The organism is Pseudomonas gorinensis, assembly GCF_042015035.1.
Classification (GTDB): domain Bacteria; phylum Pseudomonadota; class Gammaproteobacteria; order Pseudomonadales; family Pseudomonadaceae; genus Aquipseudomonas; species Aquipseudomonas gorinensis.
Window position 1 is genome coordinate 5,903,413 of record NZ_CP167125.1, and the last position, 20,194, is coordinate 5,923,606.

20 protein-coding genes are annotated in these 20,194 nt (G+C 54.3%); all 20 read left to right on the top strand.

From position 1 onward, the window contains the following. Positions 1-159 precede the first annotated feature (159 nt). The 20 genes from AB7933_RS26930 to AB7933_RS27025 all read left to right on the top strand — a co-directional run bounded on the left by AB7933_RS26930 (position 160) and on the right by AB7933_RS27025 (position 20,145). Positions 160-1,302, top strand: a complete 1,143-nt coding sequence (locus AB7933_RS26930) for a TcpQ domain-containing protein (RefSeq protein WP_056791304.1) — start codon at positions 160-162, stop codon at positions 1,300-1,302. Beyond that, the gene (locus AB7933_RS26935; protein ID WP_305452913.1) at positions 1,302-3,110 is read left to right on the top strand and encodes a PilN family type IVB pilus formation outer membrane protein; all 1,809 of its coding nucleotides are present in this window, start codon (positions 1,302-1,304) and stop codon (positions 3,108-3,110) included. The genes AB7933_RS26930 and AB7933_RS26935 overlap by 1 nt, the downstream gene beginning before the upstream one ends. Positions 3,111-3,113: 3 nt before the next feature. Beyond that, the gene (gene pilO2 / locus AB7933_RS26940; protein ID WP_106118566.1) at positions 3,114-4,445 is read left to right on the top strand and encodes a type 4b pilus protein PilO2; all 1,332 of its coding nucleotides are present in this window, start codon (positions 3,114-3,116) and stop codon (positions 4,443-4,445) included. Then, positions 4,435-5,004, top strand: a complete 570-nt coding sequence (pilP, locus tag AB7933_RS26945; RefSeq protein ID WP_073451680.1) for a type IV pilus biogenesis protein PilP — start codon at positions 4,435-4,437, stop codon at positions 5,002-5,004. The genes pilO2 and pilP overlap by 11 nt, the downstream gene beginning before the upstream one ends. 12 nt (positions 5,005-5,016) lie before the next feature. Further along, on the top strand, positions 5,017-6,576 hold the full coding sequence (locus tag AB7933_RS26950; protein ID WP_375156298.1) for a GspE/PulE family protein: 1,560 nt from the start codon (positions 5,017-5,019) through the stop codon (positions 6,574-6,576). Further along, on the top strand, positions 6,566-7,708 hold the full coding sequence (locus AB7933_RS26955; protein ID WP_305452908.1) for a type II secretion system F family protein: 1,143 nt from the start codon (positions 6,566-6,568) through the stop codon (positions 7,706-7,708). The genes AB7933_RS26950 and AB7933_RS26955 overlap by 11 nt, the downstream gene beginning before the upstream one ends. Before the next feature lie 20 nt (positions 7,709-7,728). Continuing rightward, positions 7,729-8,244, top strand: a complete 516-nt coding sequence (locus AB7933_RS26960) for a type 4 pilus major pilin (protein ID WP_032905001.1) — start codon at positions 7,729-7,731, stop codon at positions 8,242-8,244. A 10-nt stretch (positions 8,245-8,254) separates the two neighbouring features. Continuing rightward, the gene (locus AB7933_RS26965; protein WP_056791287.1) at positions 8,255-9,196 is read left to right on the top strand and encodes an ATPase, T2SS/T4P/T4SS family; all 942 of its coding nucleotides are present in this window, start codon (positions 8,255-8,257) and stop codon (positions 9,194-9,196) included. Then, positions 9,186-10,502, top strand: a complete 1,317-nt coding sequence (pilV, locus tag AB7933_RS26970; RefSeq protein WP_056791284.1) for a shufflon system plasmid conjugative transfer pilus tip adhesin PilV — start codon at positions 9,186-9,188, stop codon at positions 10,500-10,502. The genes AB7933_RS26965 and pilV overlap by 11 nt, the downstream gene beginning before the upstream one ends. Positions 10,503-10,913: 411 nt before the next feature. Beyond that, positions 10,914-11,354 carry a type IV pilus biogenesis protein PilM gene (gene pilM, locus AB7933_RS26975; protein ID WP_073451684.1) on the top strand — a complete coding sequence of 147 codons (441 nt, stop codon included), beginning with the start codon at positions 10,914-10,916 and terminating at the stop codon, positions 11,352-11,354. Between the two features lie 927 nt (positions 11,355-12,281). After that, on the top strand, positions 12,282-12,587 hold the full coding sequence (locus tag AB7933_RS26980; protein ID WP_073451686.1) for a hypothetical protein: 306 nt from the start codon (positions 12,282-12,284) through the stop codon (positions 12,585-12,587). Between the two features lie 304 nt (positions 12,588-12,891). Further along, complete coding sequence (locus AB7933_RS26985; RefSeq protein WP_056791280.1) at positions 12,892-13,158, top strand: hypothetical protein; 267 nt, start codon at positions 12,892-12,894, stop codon at positions 13,156-13,158. A gap of 97 nt (positions 13,159-13,255) precedes the next feature. Further along, positions 13,256-13,762 (top strand): STY4534 family ICE replication protein, encoded by a 507-nt coding sequence (locus AB7933_RS26990; protein WP_056791276.1) that lies wholly within the window; start codon positions 13,256-13,258, stop codon positions 13,760-13,762. A 96-nt stretch (positions 13,763-13,858) separates the two neighbouring features. After that, entirely contained in the window at positions 13,859-14,176 is a 318-nt protein-coding gene (locus AB7933_RS26995) for a hypothetical protein (RefSeq protein ID WP_056791271.1), read from the top strand. A 110-nt stretch (positions 14,177-14,286) separates the two neighbouring features. After that, complete coding sequence (locus tag AB7933_RS27000; protein ID WP_020302986.1) at positions 14,287-14,622, top strand: hypothetical protein; 336 nt, start codon at positions 14,287-14,289, stop codon at positions 14,620-14,622. Between the two features lie 104 nt (positions 14,623-14,726). Beyond that, positions 14,727-15,380, top strand: coding sequence for a DUF3275 family protein (locus AB7933_RS27005; RefSeq protein ID WP_056791267.1), 654 nt, complete (start codon positions 14,727-14,729; stop codon positions 15,378-15,380). Next, entirely contained in the window at positions 15,377-15,640 is a 264-nt protein-coding gene (locus tag AB7933_RS27010) for a hypothetical protein (RefSeq protein ID WP_056791264.1), read from the top strand. The genes AB7933_RS27005 and AB7933_RS27010 overlap by 4 nt, the downstream gene beginning before the upstream one ends. A gap of 77 nt (positions 15,641-15,717) precedes the next feature. After that, positions 15,718-16,323, top strand: a complete 606-nt coding sequence (locus tag AB7933_RS27015; protein ID WP_056791261.1) for a hypothetical protein — start codon at positions 15,718-15,720, stop codon at positions 16,321-16,323. 22 nt (positions 16,324-16,345) lie between these two features. Next, positions 16,346-17,803, top strand: a complete 1,458-nt coding sequence (locus AB7933_RS27020; RefSeq protein WP_020302982.1) for a DUF6094 domain-containing protein — start codon at positions 16,346-16,348, stop codon at positions 17,801-17,803. A 101-nt stretch (positions 17,804-17,904) separates the two neighbouring features. After that, positions 17,905-20,145, top strand: a complete 2,241-nt coding sequence (locus tag AB7933_RS27025; RefSeq protein ID WP_106118562.1) for a DEAD/DEAH box helicase — start codon at positions 17,905-17,907, stop codon at positions 20,143-20,145. The last annotated feature ends 49 nt before the right edge of the window (positions 20,146-20,194 follow it).

The window sequence follows — 20,194 nt, forward strand, 5'->3', positions numbered from 1 at the left end:
CAGTAGGCTTTCTCCAAGACTGAATATCACAATGTTATTGGCAGACAGCTTGGTTTAGCGCTCGCATAAAAACCCTAAGACTCAGTTCTCTATTTCCTGCTGCGTCGTCAATGACTGGCTGTCACTGTGCCTCCATCATCAAAGGGGGCCTTTCGGCACATGATCAGGCACTTCACCACACTCTCCCTGCTCGCACTCGTTGCCAGCTGCGCAACCCATACGCCACAGACGCCTAAACCGGCGTTTGATAGCAGCCGTAACCCGGACATGTTGACGCCGGACCTCTACCCCAGCGGCGCCGTGCCTGAAAAAGAGCCCGTCGTGCGCTACGGCCGTTACACCCTGGTCAGTACCTTGCCTGACTCGGGTCAGCGTGACCTGATGGCTCAGATCATTGACATCAGCATTCCTGCCAACATGCACCCCAATGTACGCGATGCTATGCAGTACGTCGTGGACCGTTCCGGATACACGCTGTGCTCGCCCGACACCGGTCACGTCAACATCCTTTACACGCGTCCACTCCCCGCGGCCCAGTACAAGCTTGGACCCATGACACTGCGCAATACGCTGCAAGTACTCGCTGGTCCGGCCTGGCAGGTGAAGGTGGACGAAGTGAATCGCCAGGTTTGCTACGTGCTGCGACCTGGTTACCAGCTCCCGGAAACATCGCGCACTGCTCCAACCCAAGTGGCAGCCATCTCCGTACCTTCCACTCCATCGACTGCAGCTACTCCGAAAAACACTACCATCGGCGAAACGCCCAGCACCGTTGTGGTCGCCACCGTACCCTCACCGGCGCCGATCAAAACTGCTACTGCAGCACCTGCAACTGCAACCCCAGTATCTACCCCAGCAGTGCCCGCCAAGGATGGCCCTATTACGACCTTATCCGGGAAAACCACATCGAGCCCGGCAGTCGCCTCGCCGCTTAACGCTTCCACCACTCAGCCTGCAAGCATTGAGAAGTTTGGAAACGTTGCCCCAAGTACCTCAGTCGCGTCAAAGCCTGCTCTCGCGGTGGTAACCGCTCCAAAGCCGCTGGCCCAGATATGGACGGCGACCACTGGCTCAACACTTCGGCAAACCGTGGAAGCCTGGGCAGCAAGGGCTAAGTGGACGCTTATCTGGAAGGTCGACGACTTGGATTACCCGATTGATGCACCGCTTCGATTCGAAGGCAGCTTTGAGGATGCTATCAAAGAGATCTTTCCGCTGTACGACTCAGCCCCACGGTCATTCATCGTAGACGGCAGCCCGGCACCACAGCAGGTGGTTTACATCGCAGAGAGGAAAAAATGATGACTGTACGCCTCTGGATTCGAGGCACAGCCTCATTACTGGTCATGGCTCTGATCAGCGCCTGCTCGCTGCAGCGCGTGAATGAGTCGGCCAGCCGTGCCGAAAACGACGCAGCGACCGCCTCCCAATACAGCCGTTTCTTGCGCAATCAGCAACAAGAGCCGGCACGCGAAACCGTCGTTTTCAGCGACAAGCCATGGGTCTCAAAACAACCCCTGGTCGCCAAGCGCGGTTTGCCGCTGGCCATGGATTGCGACATTACTTATCGCCCTTCTTACAACGTTGGGATCGCAGAGGTCGCGAACTACATCACCAGCGAGTGTGGCGTTCCAGTCATCGTGGCTCCAGATGCGATCGATCCAAGCGTCCTGTCCATTCGCAATCAAGGTAACGCAGGATCTAATTCGCCTCCGGTTATGGCCTCGCCGGATAACCTGTCCAGTTTCATGCCAGCCGGTGTCATCGGCACCATGCCGAGCAACGCCCGATCTTCGGGTATGGATGGGTTCTATGCACCGCGTACATTCCCAATTAAGTACAGCGGCAAGCTTTCTGGTTTGTTGAATCAGGTGACCGCTCAACAGGGCCTGGCATGGAACTATTTATCCGATGATCGCAGCGTGCACGTCACCTACTTCGATACCAAAACGTTCGATGTCTGGGCCTTTGGTGATGATCAAGTCATCGAAAGCACCGTGAAATCCGGTTTGCTGACATCCACTGGCAGTGGCAGCTCAGGAGGGGGTGGCGGATCTTCATCATCAGGCGCTTCGGGCGAGTCTGGCAGCAACCAGAGCACCACCGTCTCAATCAAGACATCGCTGATCGGTGACATTGAAAAGAACGTCCAAGCGATGCTAAGCCAGCAGCCGCAGGGTCGTATGTTCCTTTCCCGGTCTACTGGGACCTTGACGGTAAGCGATCGCCCAGAGGTTCTTTCCAACGTTTCGAAGTACTTGACCTCCCTTAACCGCAGTATTACCCGCCAGGTGCTATTCAATGTCAAAGTCTTTGAAGTAACCCTCACCGACAAGGATCAAACAGGCCTAGATTGGTCTGCGGTTTACACTAATCTGAGCAGCAAGTGGGGCTTTTCCCTAAAAAATGCCACAACTGGAATTACCACTAATGCGGTCTCCAGCTCGTTCAATGTTTTAGATACCTCCAAGTCACCTTGGGCTGGCTCGAATCTGATCATTAAAGCGCTATCTGAACAGTATCGAGTTTCAAACATCCGTTCGCCCTCGATCACAACTTTGAATTTACAGCCTGCACCTATCCAAGTCGGTAACGTGCAAAGCTATATTGCCTCAAGCTCTACTACCACAACGGCCTCGGTCGGATCGTCCACATCACTGACTCCCGCAACGATCACCAGCGGGTTCAACATGATGTTGCTTCCTCGCATTATCGACCAGGACAACCTGCTGCTGATGGTCACTTTGAGCATGAGCAGCAAACCCACCTTCACCCCGTTCACCAGCAACGGCTCCAGCGTTCAGACCGTCGATTACGACACCAGGAACCTGTCTCCCAAAGTCAAATTGCGCAGCGGCCAAACGTTGGTTCTGACCGGCTTTGAGGAGAACAGCGAAAACGCGACCAAGTCCGGTGTCGGTGATCCTGGATTCTTCGGCCTGGGCGGTAGTCGCATCCGCAGCACGGATCACAACGTGCTGGTCGTGCTGATAACACCTGTTGTTGATAGCGACACTGCAAGCCCTAGCGCCCTGAGTATTCCTGCAGCCAATGATCCGTGGGGCTCTTGCCCCAGCCCTTTGCTGCGTTGCAGCGCATTTAAGGGGTAATTCATGGTCGCGGAAATCGCAAAAAGCACACGCTCTGCACGGGTTCAGGTACTGCTGCATAGAGGGAAATCGTTCGTCACGGGCCTACGCTGGCATCCATTGGGCAGCGTCACCGGCCACATGAAAGAAGCACGGCAGTACGGCCGTGAACACCAGTTAGATATCGTCGCCATTCGCAGGACACCGGCCATCATCCAGGCCGGTTTCGTTGCGCGCAGTGACGAAGTCACAAAAGGCATGTACTCCCTCGCAGCGACGCTCGCTGGTCAATTGGGAGACTCGTGGATTGCGGCCTGGAGAACGGACGCTGACCTCGACCAATACGCCCTTGTCGCTGTATATCAAGGAGGTGTGATTTCTGGATGCGACATGATCGGCACCGGTGCCGAGGTTCGTCGTAGAGTCGTTCAGCAACGCAGTCGCGGCATCAACTTCGACCAAGAGTACCTGCCCACAGAGTTTGAAATGGGTGGTCAACCACTGGACGTGGAAGAGCTACTGCAACCCTCGCACCTGAAACGCGAATACCGGCTTCGACCACTTGTCTTTGGGCTGTCCAAAGCAGAGTTGGTGCAACTGACGATTGTTGGTGCGCTGATCGCTGCCGGCATCATCGCTTGGGTTCAATGGCAGAGTCATCAGGACCGGATTGCCAAAGAAGCAGCTTTCCAGGCCGAACAACTTCGCCTGGCAGAGTTAGCCAGGCTGCAGCAAGAGTCTGGCGTCGAACAGCTGCCCCAGGCGTTGGAGCACCCTTGGGCTAAACGCCCTTCTGTCGACAATTTTCTGGAGCAATGCAGCCGCGTTATTTATCAACTGCCGCTTTCTATTGCGGGATGGGAATTCACAGACGCGCTTTGCAACGGCGCCCAGGTGGTTTCCTCATACAAGCGTTCCGGCAACAGCACAGCTGACAACCTCATCAAAGCAACCCAGGGACATTTCCCAGGCGGGCCAGCCTTTGACGAAAGCAAATCTCTGGCGCTCCTAAAAATCGACATATCGCTACCTGCTGCTGGTGACGAACCTCTCAAGGCGACTGATGACATGTTGGCGAACTTGTCATCGTGGCTACACAACTTTTCGCAAGAACCCACATTTAAGGAAATCCCTGTGGTGGTTCCAGTAAAGCCCGCAGTGCCAGGCCAACCTGCGCCACCTCCACCGCCACCTCCTCAGTGGAGACAGTTTGAGGTGCGTTATGAGACTGGAATAACGCCGCTGGACGCTCTCACGGGTGCACCCGCTCAAGGCCTACGGTTGAGCGAAATAAAGACCAAATATGAGACTGGCCACCTTCGTTGGACAGTGACAGGTGACCTCTATGCGAAATAAAACTGTGCGTTTTCTCTGTTCGGCAATTGCTATCGCTCCATCACTGGGCTGGACGGCAGAAGCCAATCTCTCAGGCATCAATGTCGGGGAGCTGGCTACCGTTCAGAGTCAGACAATTCTATTTAAAGCCCAAGCTGAGAGAGCAGCAGCTGAGCGGTCAATCAATGGCGAAGACAACCATTCAACCGCTCAGTCTCCAGCCTCATTCGTCCCTCAAGGCCTCCTCCCCCCCCCTATTACCGCCACACGCGCTACCGATACCCAGCAAGAACTGCCTGTCGTTAAAGCCATATTCGGCTCCGCAAGGCGGCTGCGTGCCACTTTGCTCTACAGCAGCGGATTTGAAGTGGACGCTGACGCCTCGTCGCGGGAACTCCCAGGAGGCTACCGCGTGGCGAACCTCACCCTGGATAGCGTGACACTTGAACGTGATGGCAAGCGCTTCCCGCTCGGGTTTTCCAATATTCCACCGGGAAGCGCCTCCAGTAGTAGCAACCCGGTCTCCAGTAGTATCCCGTCAGCCAGCACGCTGCCCGGGTTTATCCAAGGACAGCGGTGAGGGTACGAGCCAATGACGACTTTGACTGAAATACATACTGAAGCGGAACCAGTTCTCGATGAAGCCGCTGCCGCGCTGCTGAATTCACACCAGCAATTGCTCACCGCGCCTGGCGGAGCTTTCGAGCTTAGACCGGAGTTACGTCAGCTTTGCGCATTGACCAGCGATGGAATTCTGTATGTGTCCGCCCAGCACCAAACGGATGCCTATGTCATGGCATTCGAGGATGAGTTAGAACACAAGAATCATCAGTTTGAAGTCAAGATCTGCCCGATGAGCACGATCAAGGCGCTCTACCAGGCGAATGACGACGCCAATGGCAGAGCCCTCTCGACCACCGAGACAAAACGCCAGGCGCAGGTGGTGCAGCTGCTAGGCAAAGCCCATCGGGATAATGCCAGCGATGTTCACTTTGTGGTGGGTCACGACATCACCAGGATCTTCTTTCGCATCCACGGACTGTTGTGGGAGGCGGAGCAGCATCAAAGTCAGGTGGGCCTTGAGCTCTGCTCATCCCTCTACAACAGCATGTGTGATGTTGCGAAAGACCACTACCAGCCACAAGTCAGCCAGGACGCACGTATAAAACGATCCTACGTGGATCAACTTGGTCTGTTCGGTGCCCGGGTTGCCACCAGGCCGCTCGTAGAGGGTCCTTTGATGGTTCTGCGTCTGCTGTATGACGACAAAACCAAAATGACCCTTGAGGCTCTCGGTTTTCTCCCCGAGCAAATTGAGGCGTTTAGCCGTATCCGCAGCTTTCCTTATGGCGTGAACTTGGTTACCGGCCCCACAGGATCCGGCAAATCTAAGACTCAGCAGGTCAACCTGAACCTGCTCTATGAAGAGTGCGGTGGCACAAAACACATTTTGACCATGGAGGATCCGCCCGAATATCCAATCATGGCCAACCAGTCCCCTTTGGGCTCAGGAGAAACCTGGAGCGACGGCATCACCAACACGATGCGCCTCGATCCGGACGTCCTGATGTATGGGGAGATCAGAGACCTGGCCTCGGCCCAAGCGGCTTTCCGTGGTGGGATGACCGGGCACTTGGTGTCCTCCACATTGCACACCAATAACTCAGTGGCAGGGCTTCAGCGGCTAATCGACATGGGGGTAGACCGCTACCTCGTGACAGATCCCGCACTGATGACCAGCATCGTCAATCAGTCCTTGCTTCCCGTGCTATGCCCTCACTGTCGTGTACCTGCCGCTGCTCATCTGGACCAGCTCAACGGTGCATTGGTGCAACGCCTGCGCGGCCTGGACGCGGTCGACCTGACCTACCTCAAAGGTCCTGGGTGCCCACACTGCAAAGGTTTGAGTGTCGTTGATCGTACGGTAGCCGCGGAGGCGCTCATCACCGACAACAATTTCATGCACGTTTTTAATAAAAAAGGGGCCAGTGCAGCACGTCGTTACTGGGTGAAGGAAATGGGCGGTATCACCAAAACTGCCCACACAATCCTCAAGCTCAAACAAGGATTGGTAGATCCACGTCACGCCGAAATGATGGTGGGGCCGTTGGACTTTGACCGGCAAACCCTGGAGCTCGCCCATGCTGAGTGACGTCAGAGCGGTGCTAAACCGCTGGGCAGAAACCTTCTACGCCAAACAGTTCGGCAAGAACGAGCGAATTCAATTTTATGAAAGCCTTATGGGCATCCACGGGGATGGCGTTTCACTTGAAGATGCCCTGAATACTGTTGCGCGGGCATTCAGTGATAACGGCCAGAAACGCCACCCTGTATCGATTGCCTGTCGTGAAATCGCGCAATCGGTCAAAGGAGGAAAGTCGTTCAGCGTGTCATGCGAAGGCTGGGTGCCTTATGACGAAAACTCACTGATTGCTTCCGGAGAAGAGACCGGCAACCTGGTGCAGGCCTTTAGGGATTGCGTGAGGATTATTGAAGTACGCCAGAGGATCGGCAAGCTGGTGGCCTCAGCCACGGTTTACCCTTCGGTGGTGTGGAGCGTTATGGCAGCACTGCTGTATGTGATCGCCGCGTGGATGGTGCCCTCCATGACACGTCGGTCTAACCCCGAAGCTTGGACGGGTGTACCGGCGTTTCTCTACGCCCTATCGAATTTCGTGACCCACTACGGACTGGTGACCCTGATCGCGGTCGTCATCTTCATCCTGGTATCGATCTTCACCCTGCCGGTTTTTTGCGGACTTCAGATCACGGCCGCCAGCCCGTCATGGAAGCTACAGTTGAACAAATTGCTCCAGGTCCTGAGAGTCCGAGCAGAGCGCCTTCCCCCTTGGTCGGTCTACAAGGCGCTTCACGGTTCCATCTTTTTGCTCAACATGGCCGTGATGTTGCGCTCAGGCATCAACCAGCTCGACGCATTGAAGTCGCTGCAGCGCAACGCATCTCCATGGCTCAAGGAACGGTTGAGCGCCATTCATTACGGTGTCAGTGCCGGCAAAAACTTCGGTACCGCCTTGAAACTTGCTGGCCATGAATTTCCAGACCCAATGGCCATGCATTTTCTTGAAGTGCTCGCCACCCGCAAAGGCTTCGCCGAGTCGATGGAAAGGTTTTCCAACCGTTGGCTGGAGCAAACGCTCCAGCGTGTCGAGGCCATCGCGAAATCGCTTATTGGGGTGTCCTCGATGGCCATGGGAATCATGATGATTCTGGTGGTGATCGGCATCTTCCAGTTGGCCGGCAATGTGACAGAAACGCTTAAATAAACCCAAATGAGGTCGTAAAGATGAGAACAAATACCCGCCAAAACCAACGCGGATTTCTTTCCCTGGACGGGATGTTCTGGCTGATGCTGATCGCCGTGGCACTCGGTTTTATCGTGTTCATGGGGTACAGAACGTTCGGCAGCTCGGACGTCACCATTGAACAGAGCAACCTGGGAACCTTGCTGAGCAATACCAAAAGGCTGAAAAGCACAACCGGGTACGCAACAGCCGGTACCAACCTGGCCCCGTCCTTGATCAACCTGGAGGCCACGGGTGGTATGAGCATTAATGGCAACGCCTTATCCAACCGTTGGAACGGAGCCGTTACTGTGACCAGTAATGGTATGACCTTCACCATCACCGAATCCAACCTTCCAAAGAATGCCTGCATCACGCTTGCTTCCAACATGGCCAAGGACAAACAGACCACGACGGCGATCAACGGTGGTACTGCCATTGCCGGCGAAATCACAGCGGTAGCCGCTGCGACCAGTTGCTCATCGGATGCCAATACCATCGCCTGGACTTCATACTAAGGAGCGCCGAGTGAGCGTTATCTCCGAAGCTCAGTTCGTCGACCTGTATCTGGGCGATGGTTTTGCGGACGCTAAGGGTCTCCCTGGACAAGCGCGAAGAGTTGAGGCGCCCTTAGAATGGCGGGCTGATCTAGAACGAATCCGTCAACTATGCGCAGAGAAGTACGCCGCGACCCTGGATCCGGAGTTTGCGCTGCTCGAAGATGGCGTTGTCCTTCGAGTCACACAGTTGATAGACGTAAACAGCAAGCCGGTTTTTGTCCTCAGCAAGTCGTCGGTTCAAATTCGTCCGCTGGACATGCTAGGCCTGCCCGATCACATGCAGAATGCTCTGATGAGCGACACGATACGCGGCCTAATCTTCATCTGCGGAGAGATGGGTGCAGGGAAAACCTCAAGTGCTGCATCCCTTGTTAAAGCCCGCCTTGAGGCTTGGGGCGGCATCTGCCTGGCGGTAGAGGATCCACCCGAACCATTTCTACATGGTAGGCATGGAGAAGGTCGGTGCATACAAGTTCCTGTTTCCAGGCGTATGGGGGGCTACGAAGAAGCCTTAGTCCTTGCTCTGCGAACGAGGGCGGACTTTCTGTTTGTGGGTGAGGTACGTGATGGGCCAACTGCTGCGCAAGTCATCCAGGCCTCAATCAACGGTCATCTCATTATCTGTACTGGCCATTCCGGCAGCGTCACGCATGGCATTGAACGCTTAGCAGCCCTAGGCCAGCCCTTGTTGAAAAACGCCCGAGAGCTGCTTTCCAAAGGCCTGGTGGCTGTCATTCATCAGTCATTGTCCATGGATAGTGACGGGGGCCGGCGTTTGACGCTTCAAAGCCTGCTCTTTACGGGCGAGGACGGGCCTAGCATCCGCGAAAAAGTCCACTCAGGAAAGATCACCCTGCTCGGCCAAGACATCGCAAACCAATCTTCGCGGAGCCTCTGGAATGACCAGTAAGAATAAACAACAGGGCTTCTTGAGCCTGGATATGGCAATCGGGTTGCTCGTATTTGGTGTCGTGGTGACCTTGGCGATGGTTTGGCAAATCAAACAAATGGATGCCCAGGATTATCGAATTGCGGCCGATCAACAGCGCACTATTTCAGAGGCCCAGGCCAAGTACCTGAAAGACAATTTCAACGTAGTGCTCGCCAACGCGTCGGCGACCGTGCCAGTGCAAATTACGGTGCCGATGCTCATCAACTCTAATTACCTGCCTGCGGGTTTCAGCTCTACCAATGTTTTCGGGCAGACCATCCTAGGCCTTGCCCGTAAACCCAATCCTAATCAGCTGGAAGCGATTGTGGTTACTACGGGCGGACAGACGCTTCCAGAAATGGGTGTGCGTGCCATTGCTGAAAACCTTGGAGGACCTGGTGGTTTTATATCTACAACCAACCCTAACGTCATTCAAGGCATCCGCGGTGGCTGGCAAGTCGCGCTGAGTAATTACTCCATTACACCTGGGCCAGGCCACACTGCCAGTGCACTGTTTCTCATGGACGGCGCCTTGGCCAACGATTACTTATATCGAAATGCTGTGCCAAACCATCCTGAGCTCAACACGATGAATACTGACCTTGGTATGGGCAACCACAACATTAATAACGCAGGGAGCATCTCCGCCTCTGGCAACGTTACGACTGGTGCCGACGTGACAGCTCGCAACGTCACAGCCACCGCGAATGTAAACGCGGCGACCGCGAACGTCACGGGCGAAACCTACACGGGTGGATGGTTCAGAACTCGGGGCGACACTGGCTGGTACAGCGAAAAATGGGGAGGTGGTATCTATCAGAACAGCCCCGATTGGGTCCAGGTGTACAACGACAAAAACTTCTCAACCGGCGGCCAGCTCTGGGGTGGAAAGATCACTTCAACCGGCAAAATAACGGCCTACGATCGTATTGCCACCAACGAATATGTCTCGGTAGGTGGGCTTGCAACCGAAGGTACAGCGTGCAGTGATCGCACACTTATCGCAAAAAGTGCTGTTGGCATAATCTTATCATGTCAAAAAGGTGTTTGGACTGCAAACAATGGGTGGGAATTTAAATTAATTCAAGGAAGTTGCCAGGCTCCCTACAAGGGAAGTCTAACTTGCACACTCGGCGATACAAGCTGGAAATCGTGTTCCCTTACCGGCGCACTCGGCGTTGGAGACAGTGAGGTCGGATACATCTTTCGCAATGATAGTGGGTGGTTTCTCAACACATCTCGCCTTACTTGGCCGGGACTCTTTTATTGGAGTTGCTTCAAATAATTCAACATAAACGCTCTGCCATTGAGCGCAATGTACGATAGAGAAGTGTGATGAAGAATAATTTGGAGAATGGTGCTCAATATAGTCGAGATGAGCTGCAAAGCTGGTTCGAGACTAGAAGTAGAATATGCTCCACTCCTTTATGGAGTAAGGCACTGCAAGGAAGAGAGACATTTGAAGTCGGCGCTTACACTTACAGTCTCAAACCTACGGCAAATGATAGGTATCTGCTTACCTACGTAGAAACATCCACGATGATTGCTTCCAAGCTACAATCTCGACGTAAAATTCGATTACGCCGACTTCTTTTGACTATAGGATTACTAGTAGCCGTCTTATCCACCTGCGCATATTTTTTGCTGTAATCGTAGGACACAAGCTTTTCACAGTTGATTCAAGGGGGACCAAACGATGACCTTACAATGGGCTATTCTCATGATACTGGTCATCGTCACCGGTATGTGGGCAGAAGATCGATACCAGACTCAAGCAGTTTCGGAATATGCGACGCTTGATTCACTCAGTAGAAATTTTTTAACTTATCGGTCAGCTGCTGCAGGATTTGCACAGTCCAACCCAGGCTTTAGCGGCATACCCAGCGATTCAGTTCTTAACCTACCGCTTTGGTTTGTCAAACCTTCAGGCGTTTCTTCCTTCATTAATGGTGGCACAGCCTACACCTTTTACAACGACACGGCGCCGGCAGGGATGCCATCGACGCTGGTCGATCTGACTCAGTCGACTACCGTTGGTGTAAATCGCGCGGGAGTGCTTGTCTCCCCGAAAGCGGGAGTGACCGGTATCCCCATTCCATCTGTTGTACCCGACGGTGCCGTCACTGCAGTGAACTGACCAAAGCCCAGGTCAACACTGGCTATGTTGCATATCGCCCAGCCTAACAACATAATGCACGCAACAACGTTTCCACCCCGTTGGCTACTGGCGGTCATCAGTAGCGCCCGGAGATGCGGTTCGCCTCATCTCCATCCCCAAAGCACGCTGAGCTCCGGGAAGGGCGTGCGGATCTGGTTCAAAGCTCTCCCTGTGTCTCCCTGTTCAAGCCAGACACGCAGCCGTCTAACTCGTGAATTGCGAGTTCAAAGGCACATAGAGCTTTGTTGAGGTTCGAAGCACAGTAATCTCAGGGCCACACTGGTGTTGTGGCCCATATTTTTTAAAGCTCACACAAAGGGTAGCCTGATAATCTTGCGAAGGATTATCAGGCTACCCTTTGGTAGCTGCTTTTCCCTGCCGGTGGCCCGCCGGCGAAACGCAGGGCTCCCTTTGTGCGCGGATGCGTGCCTTATGTTTGCTGGCCTCAGCCACGATAATCGGCCAGGTGTAGGAAGTGAGACGTTCAGATCACAGCCCAGGGATCGATGACGCCTTTATCCCACACAGGTGGTATTTTTTTCTGAAAGACGCTTAGTACTACATCCGAGAGTGACTGTTGACCCAGCTACTCTCGGTAGCTTCTCCTGTAAAATTCGATCTGCTTTGACCTCCCCGAAATATCCCTCCCCGCTTGACACATCACTATCCCCCCTTCGATGATATGTACGTGTTTTGCTGACGTCGTCGGCATCATGCCCAGGCAACCAGGATCTTCAAGGTTGCGACACGTCAATCGTGTTGATTCGCCCAAGACCGCTGAGCTTCTGGTAGCGCGGTCGGTCGACAATCGTCGATAGAAGCATCTGATGTTACTCACCTCGCGGGGAATCACTTCCCCGACAGGGCCAGTGCTTTCTCCGCATTTCAACCTGCAGGAGAATCACCATGTCCAAACTCACTTATAACTTCGGTTTTGCACTCGGCGTTGTTGCCCGAGAGTTTTTGCGTGCCATGAAGAAGTCGAACATACGTCCAGCAGATCAGCCACAGGCAAAGTCTCACGTCCAGCTTCCACCACCCTGCATTTCTGACAGCATGGTGCGTGATATGGATCACTTGCCAGCCATGGTCCGTGCCAAAGGTGTTGATCTGAATCTTTGGTACAACGCTAATACTCGTGTGGTCGAAAAGCCGGCACGCAAACCGCGCTCTCGAGGCAAGGCTCAACAGCTGACACCAGCTGTTTGCTAAACCTCTCCTCATTCACCCCAGCAGGGAATCCTCCCGCTGGGGAGGCTTCTCTGAATTTTTCACATGGAGCTTGACAACCAGCAATAGGCTTTTCATGCTGTACCCATGTATAGCTGACGTCGTCAGCAACATGCCCATGTAGTCTGGATCCGAAAGACTACGATGCGGTTTACCGCATTGATCCACTCCTAAGATCGCCATAGCTTCCGGTAGCGCGATCAGTCGACTCAGTCGATGGAAGCACCTTTCCCACCCATGACGGGCCTTTCCCGTCAGGGCAGGCCTCTCAATTTTTGGAGGTCTGATGAAAACCGAACTGGCTCTCTACCAAGCGCTGATTTCGATCAACGTTCCGGAACAGAAAGCAAACGCTGTAATTGATGCTTTGGAGGCTGATATGTTTTCACGTTTGGCCACTAAATCTGACATCGCAGCTCTTCGTACTGACCTGTCAGCTGATTTGAGAACAGAGATATCTCAACTTGAGGTTAAGTTGACTATTCGCATGGGCGTCATGATGTCAGCAACCGCTGGTGTGATGATTGCCGCTATGAAACTCATGCTGCACTAAGCTCCACTGTCTGCTCTACCCACCCTCGCGGGGAATACTTTCCCCCAAGGGCGAAGTGTTTCTCCGCTTTCTGCTATTTCGAAATTGGAGAATCACCATGAGCACTACTCAAACCAACGAAACCAAGTTTTTCGACCTGCACACCACTGGTATTGGTTATCTCAACCGTATTCGTGAAGTGAAACCACGCGGCAAAGGCAAGCCATTCATGGCTGTCACTGTTGCTGCATTACGCGGTTCGTCTGACGACACCGAGTACTCCTACATCGACTGCAATGTCGTCGGCGCCGAAGCTGAAAAGCTGATTCGTCGTAGCCAAGCTGCTGTTGATGCAGGAAAGAAGGTCCTTGTGAGCTTCCGTATCGGTGACATCTGGACCGACTGCTTTATCTATGAAAAGGGCGATAAGAAGGGTCAACCTGGGGCAAGCCTCAAAGGACGTCTTCTTTTTATCGGCTGGATCAAGGTCGATGGCGATACTGTCTACCAAGCCAAACCGAAAGATTCTGCTGAGCCCCTTCCTGCCCAGGATCGTGCTGCTGTAGATGACTCGGATGACAACGGCCAAGGACAGCCAGATCCTGAACAACGTCAATCAGCATGATTGAAATCATGGCGCCCCCTGGGCGCCTTTCAATATTCATATCGAAGGGAACGCCTCCCTTCGGGATTGGTGATTTCCGAACGCTGGAGATAAACCATGATGATGAATCCTCAACGACTGCCGCTGCTGACCGAAATCGGTCTTTTAGCTGCTCAAGCTAGTGTTTACAGCAGGTTGGATAAGCTACTGCCGAGCAACCCGACACTCGATCCCGATGAAGATCCGCGCTACACCCTTACTACTGATCTTTGGTTAGAAGTACTGGATGGGGTGATCACATTGGCAAAGATGGACCATCGAGATGAATTCAATCCCGAAAACAGCCCAATGTTGTCGGAGTTCGGACTTCTCAAGGAATATCGAAGGGCTCGTTGGGAGTTGGAAGATGAGCTTGTGCACCCCGAATACTACTAACCCGCCAGGAAACACTGGCTGACTCTCAAGCTGATTCCAAATCAGCATAAAGACCCATCGGGAAACCATCTCCCGAACGGGCCAGGTGGTTTTCGCACCTGGAGATTTACATGCTTACCACCAATAACCTCGTATCGTCTGACTTGCTCAAACTTCCGGTCGTTCTTACGCCTCGGGCCTGGCAAGAAGCGGTGCATATCGAAAACCCACAGGATGTATCAGTTATCAGTAACCGATTGGGCGATGTAGTCCTGGAGGCCTACCGTGAACTGCATATGCAGCCTGACTGTACACAAATCCATTTCGGGCTCTATCGATTGCTGCCTGCCGGCGACAACTCGGATCGAGTCTGGCTGGACCTAAAACTTGACCGCATAGAATCGCCACCAGGTTCATTCTATCTGTACATCTCACTCAAGGAGGAAACTCATACATCCTGCCCATAAACCTTTCTGAACTCACTGCACCACCCCAAGCCCGACACTGTCGGGCTTTTTTCATTGTGCGAGTAATGCACGTAGCCTTACACCCATGCAGTGTGGAGCTGCCCATGATCAACATCCCAGGCCAACTGGCCATTCGTACCATCAGCGGCCGTAACGGCGAGTTCAACGTCGGACGACTATCAACTTCAATAGGCGAGTTCGTTATCAAAGACGCGCTTCTCGACCAATACGATGAAGGCAAATACAGAGGCGATTTCCTCATCACAGAAATACGCCCCTCGTACTACTCAACCGCTGGACGGTTAGTGGTTGAGATCCGGGCCAAGCTCGAAAGCATGAGCCTCGACGACGTAGACAACTTGACGGCGGAAGACGCTGCCAAGCTTTCACCAAGCGAGCCAGATCCCATAGATGAAGAATCATCTTCAACTCAAACAAAGCCTGCGCGACAGCGCAAAACGCTACCCTTCACGACGGCTGTAAGCAACGTCGATAAACCGTCATCACCAGAGGACGCCCCCTTTGGGATGCCACTTCCCAGTTCGGAAAATGCCACAGAGCTAGACGCGATTCTGTTTGGCACGATCTGGCCACTGGGGGATGCGGTAAAACTTGACACCACCGTTGACCGTCAGCGCCTACGTCATCAATGCACTCGCCTCGGCGAGCTTGGCTATGTGCTGGACTTCAAGCAACAAACCTGGAACTGCCAATCTCCCACCTTGCGGGAGCTCCACCACCAAGGAAGCACTCCATGAATCCGACTTTTTCAGACATCGGTGAGCACACTCTGCTGACCGTCGAAGACCAAATGACCAACAACGAAGTGTCCGATGATGACGAAATGCGCGAGCACTTCATCGAAATCGGACTGATAGAAACGCAAGCGAACGCTGCCTTACAACTGCGCCCTCTGTACCGGGTCAACCTCTACATGATAGGTCAGTCGCCGTTGTTCCAGGGCGACACGACCACAAGCTTCGATCCACACACCCGCTCATTCAAGCGCGATCGATAACCCACCAACCATTAACCCCGAGGGGCAGTGTCCTGCCCCTTCTGGGCGGGGCCTCCCTCCGATCCGGAGGATGCTCAATGTCCACACCTTCTCTCACACGGCTGTATCAGGTTGACGAATGTCCTGACCTTTACGTCGATGCTTTCGTCTGTGATGAACAACGCAACCTAGTGTTTTTCTCGGCTTGGGGACGTGACACGGCACTGCAGGAGTTCTTGGCCAGACTGACCCTCGGCTCCGCTGAAAACGGTCTGGACCAGTTTCATATCGTCGTCGACGGCCGGAGTCTTCCTGTCTTCCCCAACGTCGACCTGCTGGAAAAACGAACCACCCGGCAATTTCGCGGGACGTTATTCGGCAGCCTGGTACACCTTTGGCTGTTCGACCGACGTTGCGCGCAGCCCGACCGGGCCAATCACTTCTCCTACGCCCTTCTACAGGACGGGCAATCGCCTCATCAAAAGCTGTGGCCCCTGGTCATGGATACATGCCCATTACCGCTGCTACCGCATTGGCATAACCCAGTTATGGAAGTGCTCACCCAATACGACATGTTGCAGCCCCTACCCGGATCGTTAGGCGCTATCTCGGCCTGGCGTTTGTCGCTGCAGCTCGACGTTCTTGAACCCGCCCTGGGCGATCTGATTCGCCAAGGGCATCTCTCAACCCACGCTCACTTTTGAGCCTTGATTCAGGAGCCCCATCATGGCCTTGATGTTCCCACGCTTGGCACGCAACTTCGCTCGCAATGGCTACTACCCTACCGACGAAACGACTCTGGAACGGACCCTGCAGGCATTGGCCCCCTCTCCCACCGGCAAAATGCGGATCTGCGATCCATGTGCCGGCGAAGGGGTTGCCCTGGCCGAAGCAGCACATTTTCTTGGGCGAGACCGCACAGACACATTCGCAGTTGAATACGACCAGGAGCGTGCTGCGCATTGCAGGACGCTCCTGGATCGTGTGCTGCATAGCGATCTGATGGACACCATGATCAGCCGCCAGGCCTTTGGCTTGCTCTGGCTTAACCCGCCCTACGGTGACCTGGTCGCTGACCATGCAGGTGCCTCACAGTACCAAGGTAGCGGTCGCCGGCGTCTGGAGAAAATGTTCTATCAACGGGCGCTTCCACTGCTGCAGTACGGCGGGGTGTTGGTGTTCATCGTTCCACACTATGTGCTGGACGACGAACTCTGCAGTTGGCTATGCAATCACTTCACTGAACTGCGGATTTACAATGCCGCTGATCCAACCTTCAAACAGGTGGTGATATTCGGTATACGAATCCGCCGCCAAGACCTGGCTCGACCGCAAGAAGTCAAATACGTACGCGCACGCCTTCAGGCGATTGGCGCCGGGACGTTGAATGCAGAAGTGTTACCTGAGAGTTGGTCTTGGGAGCCCTATAGGGTCCTGTCGTCGACCAGCGAACTGGAGCACTTCTATCGCATCAGCCTCGAACCGGAGCAGCTAAGCGCTGAAGTCAAACAGCTTCGCGGCATGTGGCCAGACTTCACCCTGCACTTTGGTCAAACGGGTGTTCAACCACGACCACCAGTACGTGAGCTGTCCCGGTGGCACTTGGCATTAGCCCTGGCTGCCGGCGCAATATCGGGCGTCGTTACCTCGAAGTCCGGGCGAGTGCTGGTGCTCAAAGGCGATACTTACAAAGACAAGGTTCGCAAGACCGAGTTTACCGAAGACCAGGACGGTAACGTTTCTGAGGTAAGGATCCTGACCGATCGTTTCGTGCCTATCATTCGGGCATGGGACATGACGCCGGGATCTGCCAACCAAGGACGCGTTATCACCATCACCTCTTCGGCGGATCGACAACCTGAAACTGACGAGCCGATTGCACCGGCGGTCTCGGACACCACCTCACGCGTGACGTTTGAAGCTGGACAGTTGGTACTGACCCAATCGGTACACCACCTGGTGGAGCACGGCCATCTCGACCCAAGCACCTACTTGCGACGGCATTTCTCCGGTGACTGGGGAGAGCTGCCCCAGGAAGACTGGAGCAGTAACCAACGAGCCCTGGCTACTGGAGAGCGTCTGTTCTCTAGCTACGACATCGACGCCGAGGATGAAACCCGGCTCTGGATCATCACTGAAGCCGACCGAAGCGTAACAACCTTGTTGCTGCCATCGGACTACTGACCCGCTACCAATAAGGCATTCCCTTATCCAAACCTCAGGGTATTCACCATACCCCTAGGGGTGTCGTGCATGCCCTGTTTATCCTTCCAGGAGAAACAACCATGAACGACCTATCACATACCCCACTTTCACCACTTTCCATCGGTTTGACCGAATTCATCGACGAGTTCGGTGATGAGCTGCTGGACTCACTCAACCGATCAAACCCACCGGTCTACGCCGGTCACATCAACCCAGCACGGCAACGGGTGATGGATGAACTCAAACGTCAGCCCTTTTCAGCTCAGGCCGAAGTGGTACAAGCCGTTGCAGCGTTATTGTTGGATCGTAACGAGCAGGCTGCAGTGATCAACGCAGAGATGGGCACTGGCAAGACCATGATGGCCATCGCTGTAGCCGCCGTCATGCACAAAGCCGGCTATCGCCGCACCTTGATCGTTTCGCCTCCACACCTGGTCTACAAGTGGCGGCGAGAGATTCTCGAAACCATCCCAGACGCACGCGTCTGGGTACTCAATGGACCTGACAGCCTGGTCAAGCTGCTCAAGCTGCGCGACCAACTGAAAGAGCCTTACGACGGGCGGCAGGAGTTCTTCATCCTCGGGCGCGTGCGCATGCGGATGGGGTTTCACTGGCGCTCGGTGTGTTGGCCACGTCATGTGGGGGGCGCCCATCACCTTGCAGGTTGTCCCGACTGCGGACGGCTGCTGGAGGATCAGGAAGGCAACCGGCTAACCGTCGAAGAGTTTCACCAAGAGGAACGCCGTCGTAGCTGCCCTCATTGCCAAGGCCCACTCTGGACGCTGATGCGCCCAGGCAAAGCTGAAAGCGGAACACGCCGAGCAACCATCTTGAAGTCAATGTGCCGGATTCCGACCATTGGCCCGGTGCGCGCTGACAGACTGCTGAACGACTTCGGGGAAGACTTTCTCGCCTCGATGCTGATCGATAACGTCAGCGAGTTCATCAACCTGATGGACGCTCAAGGCAATTTCATCTTCAGCGACCGTCAGGCCAAACGCATGGAACGTGCCATGGCCAACATCGAGTTTGGCTTTGGTGAAGGCGGTTACCAACCCACGGAGTTCATCAAGCGCCAGTTGCCTGATGGGTATTTCGACCTACTAGTGGTGGACGAAGGCCATGAGTACAAAAACAGTGGTTCTGCTCAGGGCCAGGCCATGGGCGTACTGGCAGCTAAAGCACGCAAGTGTGTTTTGCTGACCGGTACGCTTATGGGCGGCTATGCCGACGACTTGTTTTATCTGTTATTTCGGATCCTTACCCGCCGCATGATCGAGGACGGTTATCGACCAAACGCACGCGGCAGCATGGCCCCTGCGGCCATGTCGTTCATGCGGGATCACGGCGTATTGAAGGATATCTACACCGAGCGAGATAACGAGTCACACAAAACCGCCAAGGGAAAAAAACTCTCGGTGCGAACGGTGAAGGCCCCAGGCTTCGGTCCAAAAGGCATCCACCGGTTCGTACTGCCGTTTACCGTGTTCCTGAAACTCAAAGATATCGGTGGGAACGTGTTGCCGGCGTACCAAGAGGAGTTCATCGACATCGCCATGTCTGCAGAACAGGCTTCAGCCTATCAGCAGTTGGCAGGAAAACTGACCCAGGAGCTTCGTCAGGCACTGGCACGCCGAGATACGACCCTTCTGGGGGTTGTACTCAACGTATTGCTGGCCTGGCCAGACTGCTGTTTCCGGCCGGAGATTGTCAAACATCCACGCAGCAAGGACACGCTGGCTTTTGTGCCGTCGATCTTTGCAGATGGGCAACGTATGCCCAAGGAACAGGCACTACTCGACCTCTGCCTCACGGAAAAAGCCAAAGACCGCAAAGTCTTGGTCTACACCGTGTACAGCGGCACTCGTGACACCACTTCACGTCTCAAACGGTTGCTGGAACAGGCCGGGTTGAAGGTGGCGGTGTTAAGGGCGTCAGTCGATACCGCCAGGCGCGAGGATTGGATTCTCGACCAGGTAGATCGTGGGATCGATGTGCTGATCACTAACCCGGAGCTGGTTAAGACCGGTCTGGATCTGCTCGACTTTCCGACCATCGCGTTCCTGCAGACGGGGTACAACGTGTACACCCTTCAACAGGCAGCTCGGCGGTCTTGGCGGATTGGGCAGAAGCAAGCCGTGCGGGTGATTTTCTTTGGCTATGCCAACAGCTCTCAGATCACCTGTCTGCAGCTGATGGCCAAAAAGATCGCCGTGGCGCAAAGCACGTCGGGAGATGTTCCTGATTCGGGCCTCGATTCGTTAAACCAGGATGGGGACTCAGTTGAAATGGCACTTGCAAGACAATTAGTTGCTGCATGACTGTATGGCCACCTCCGGGTGGCCATTTTTATGGACATAAGATGTGATT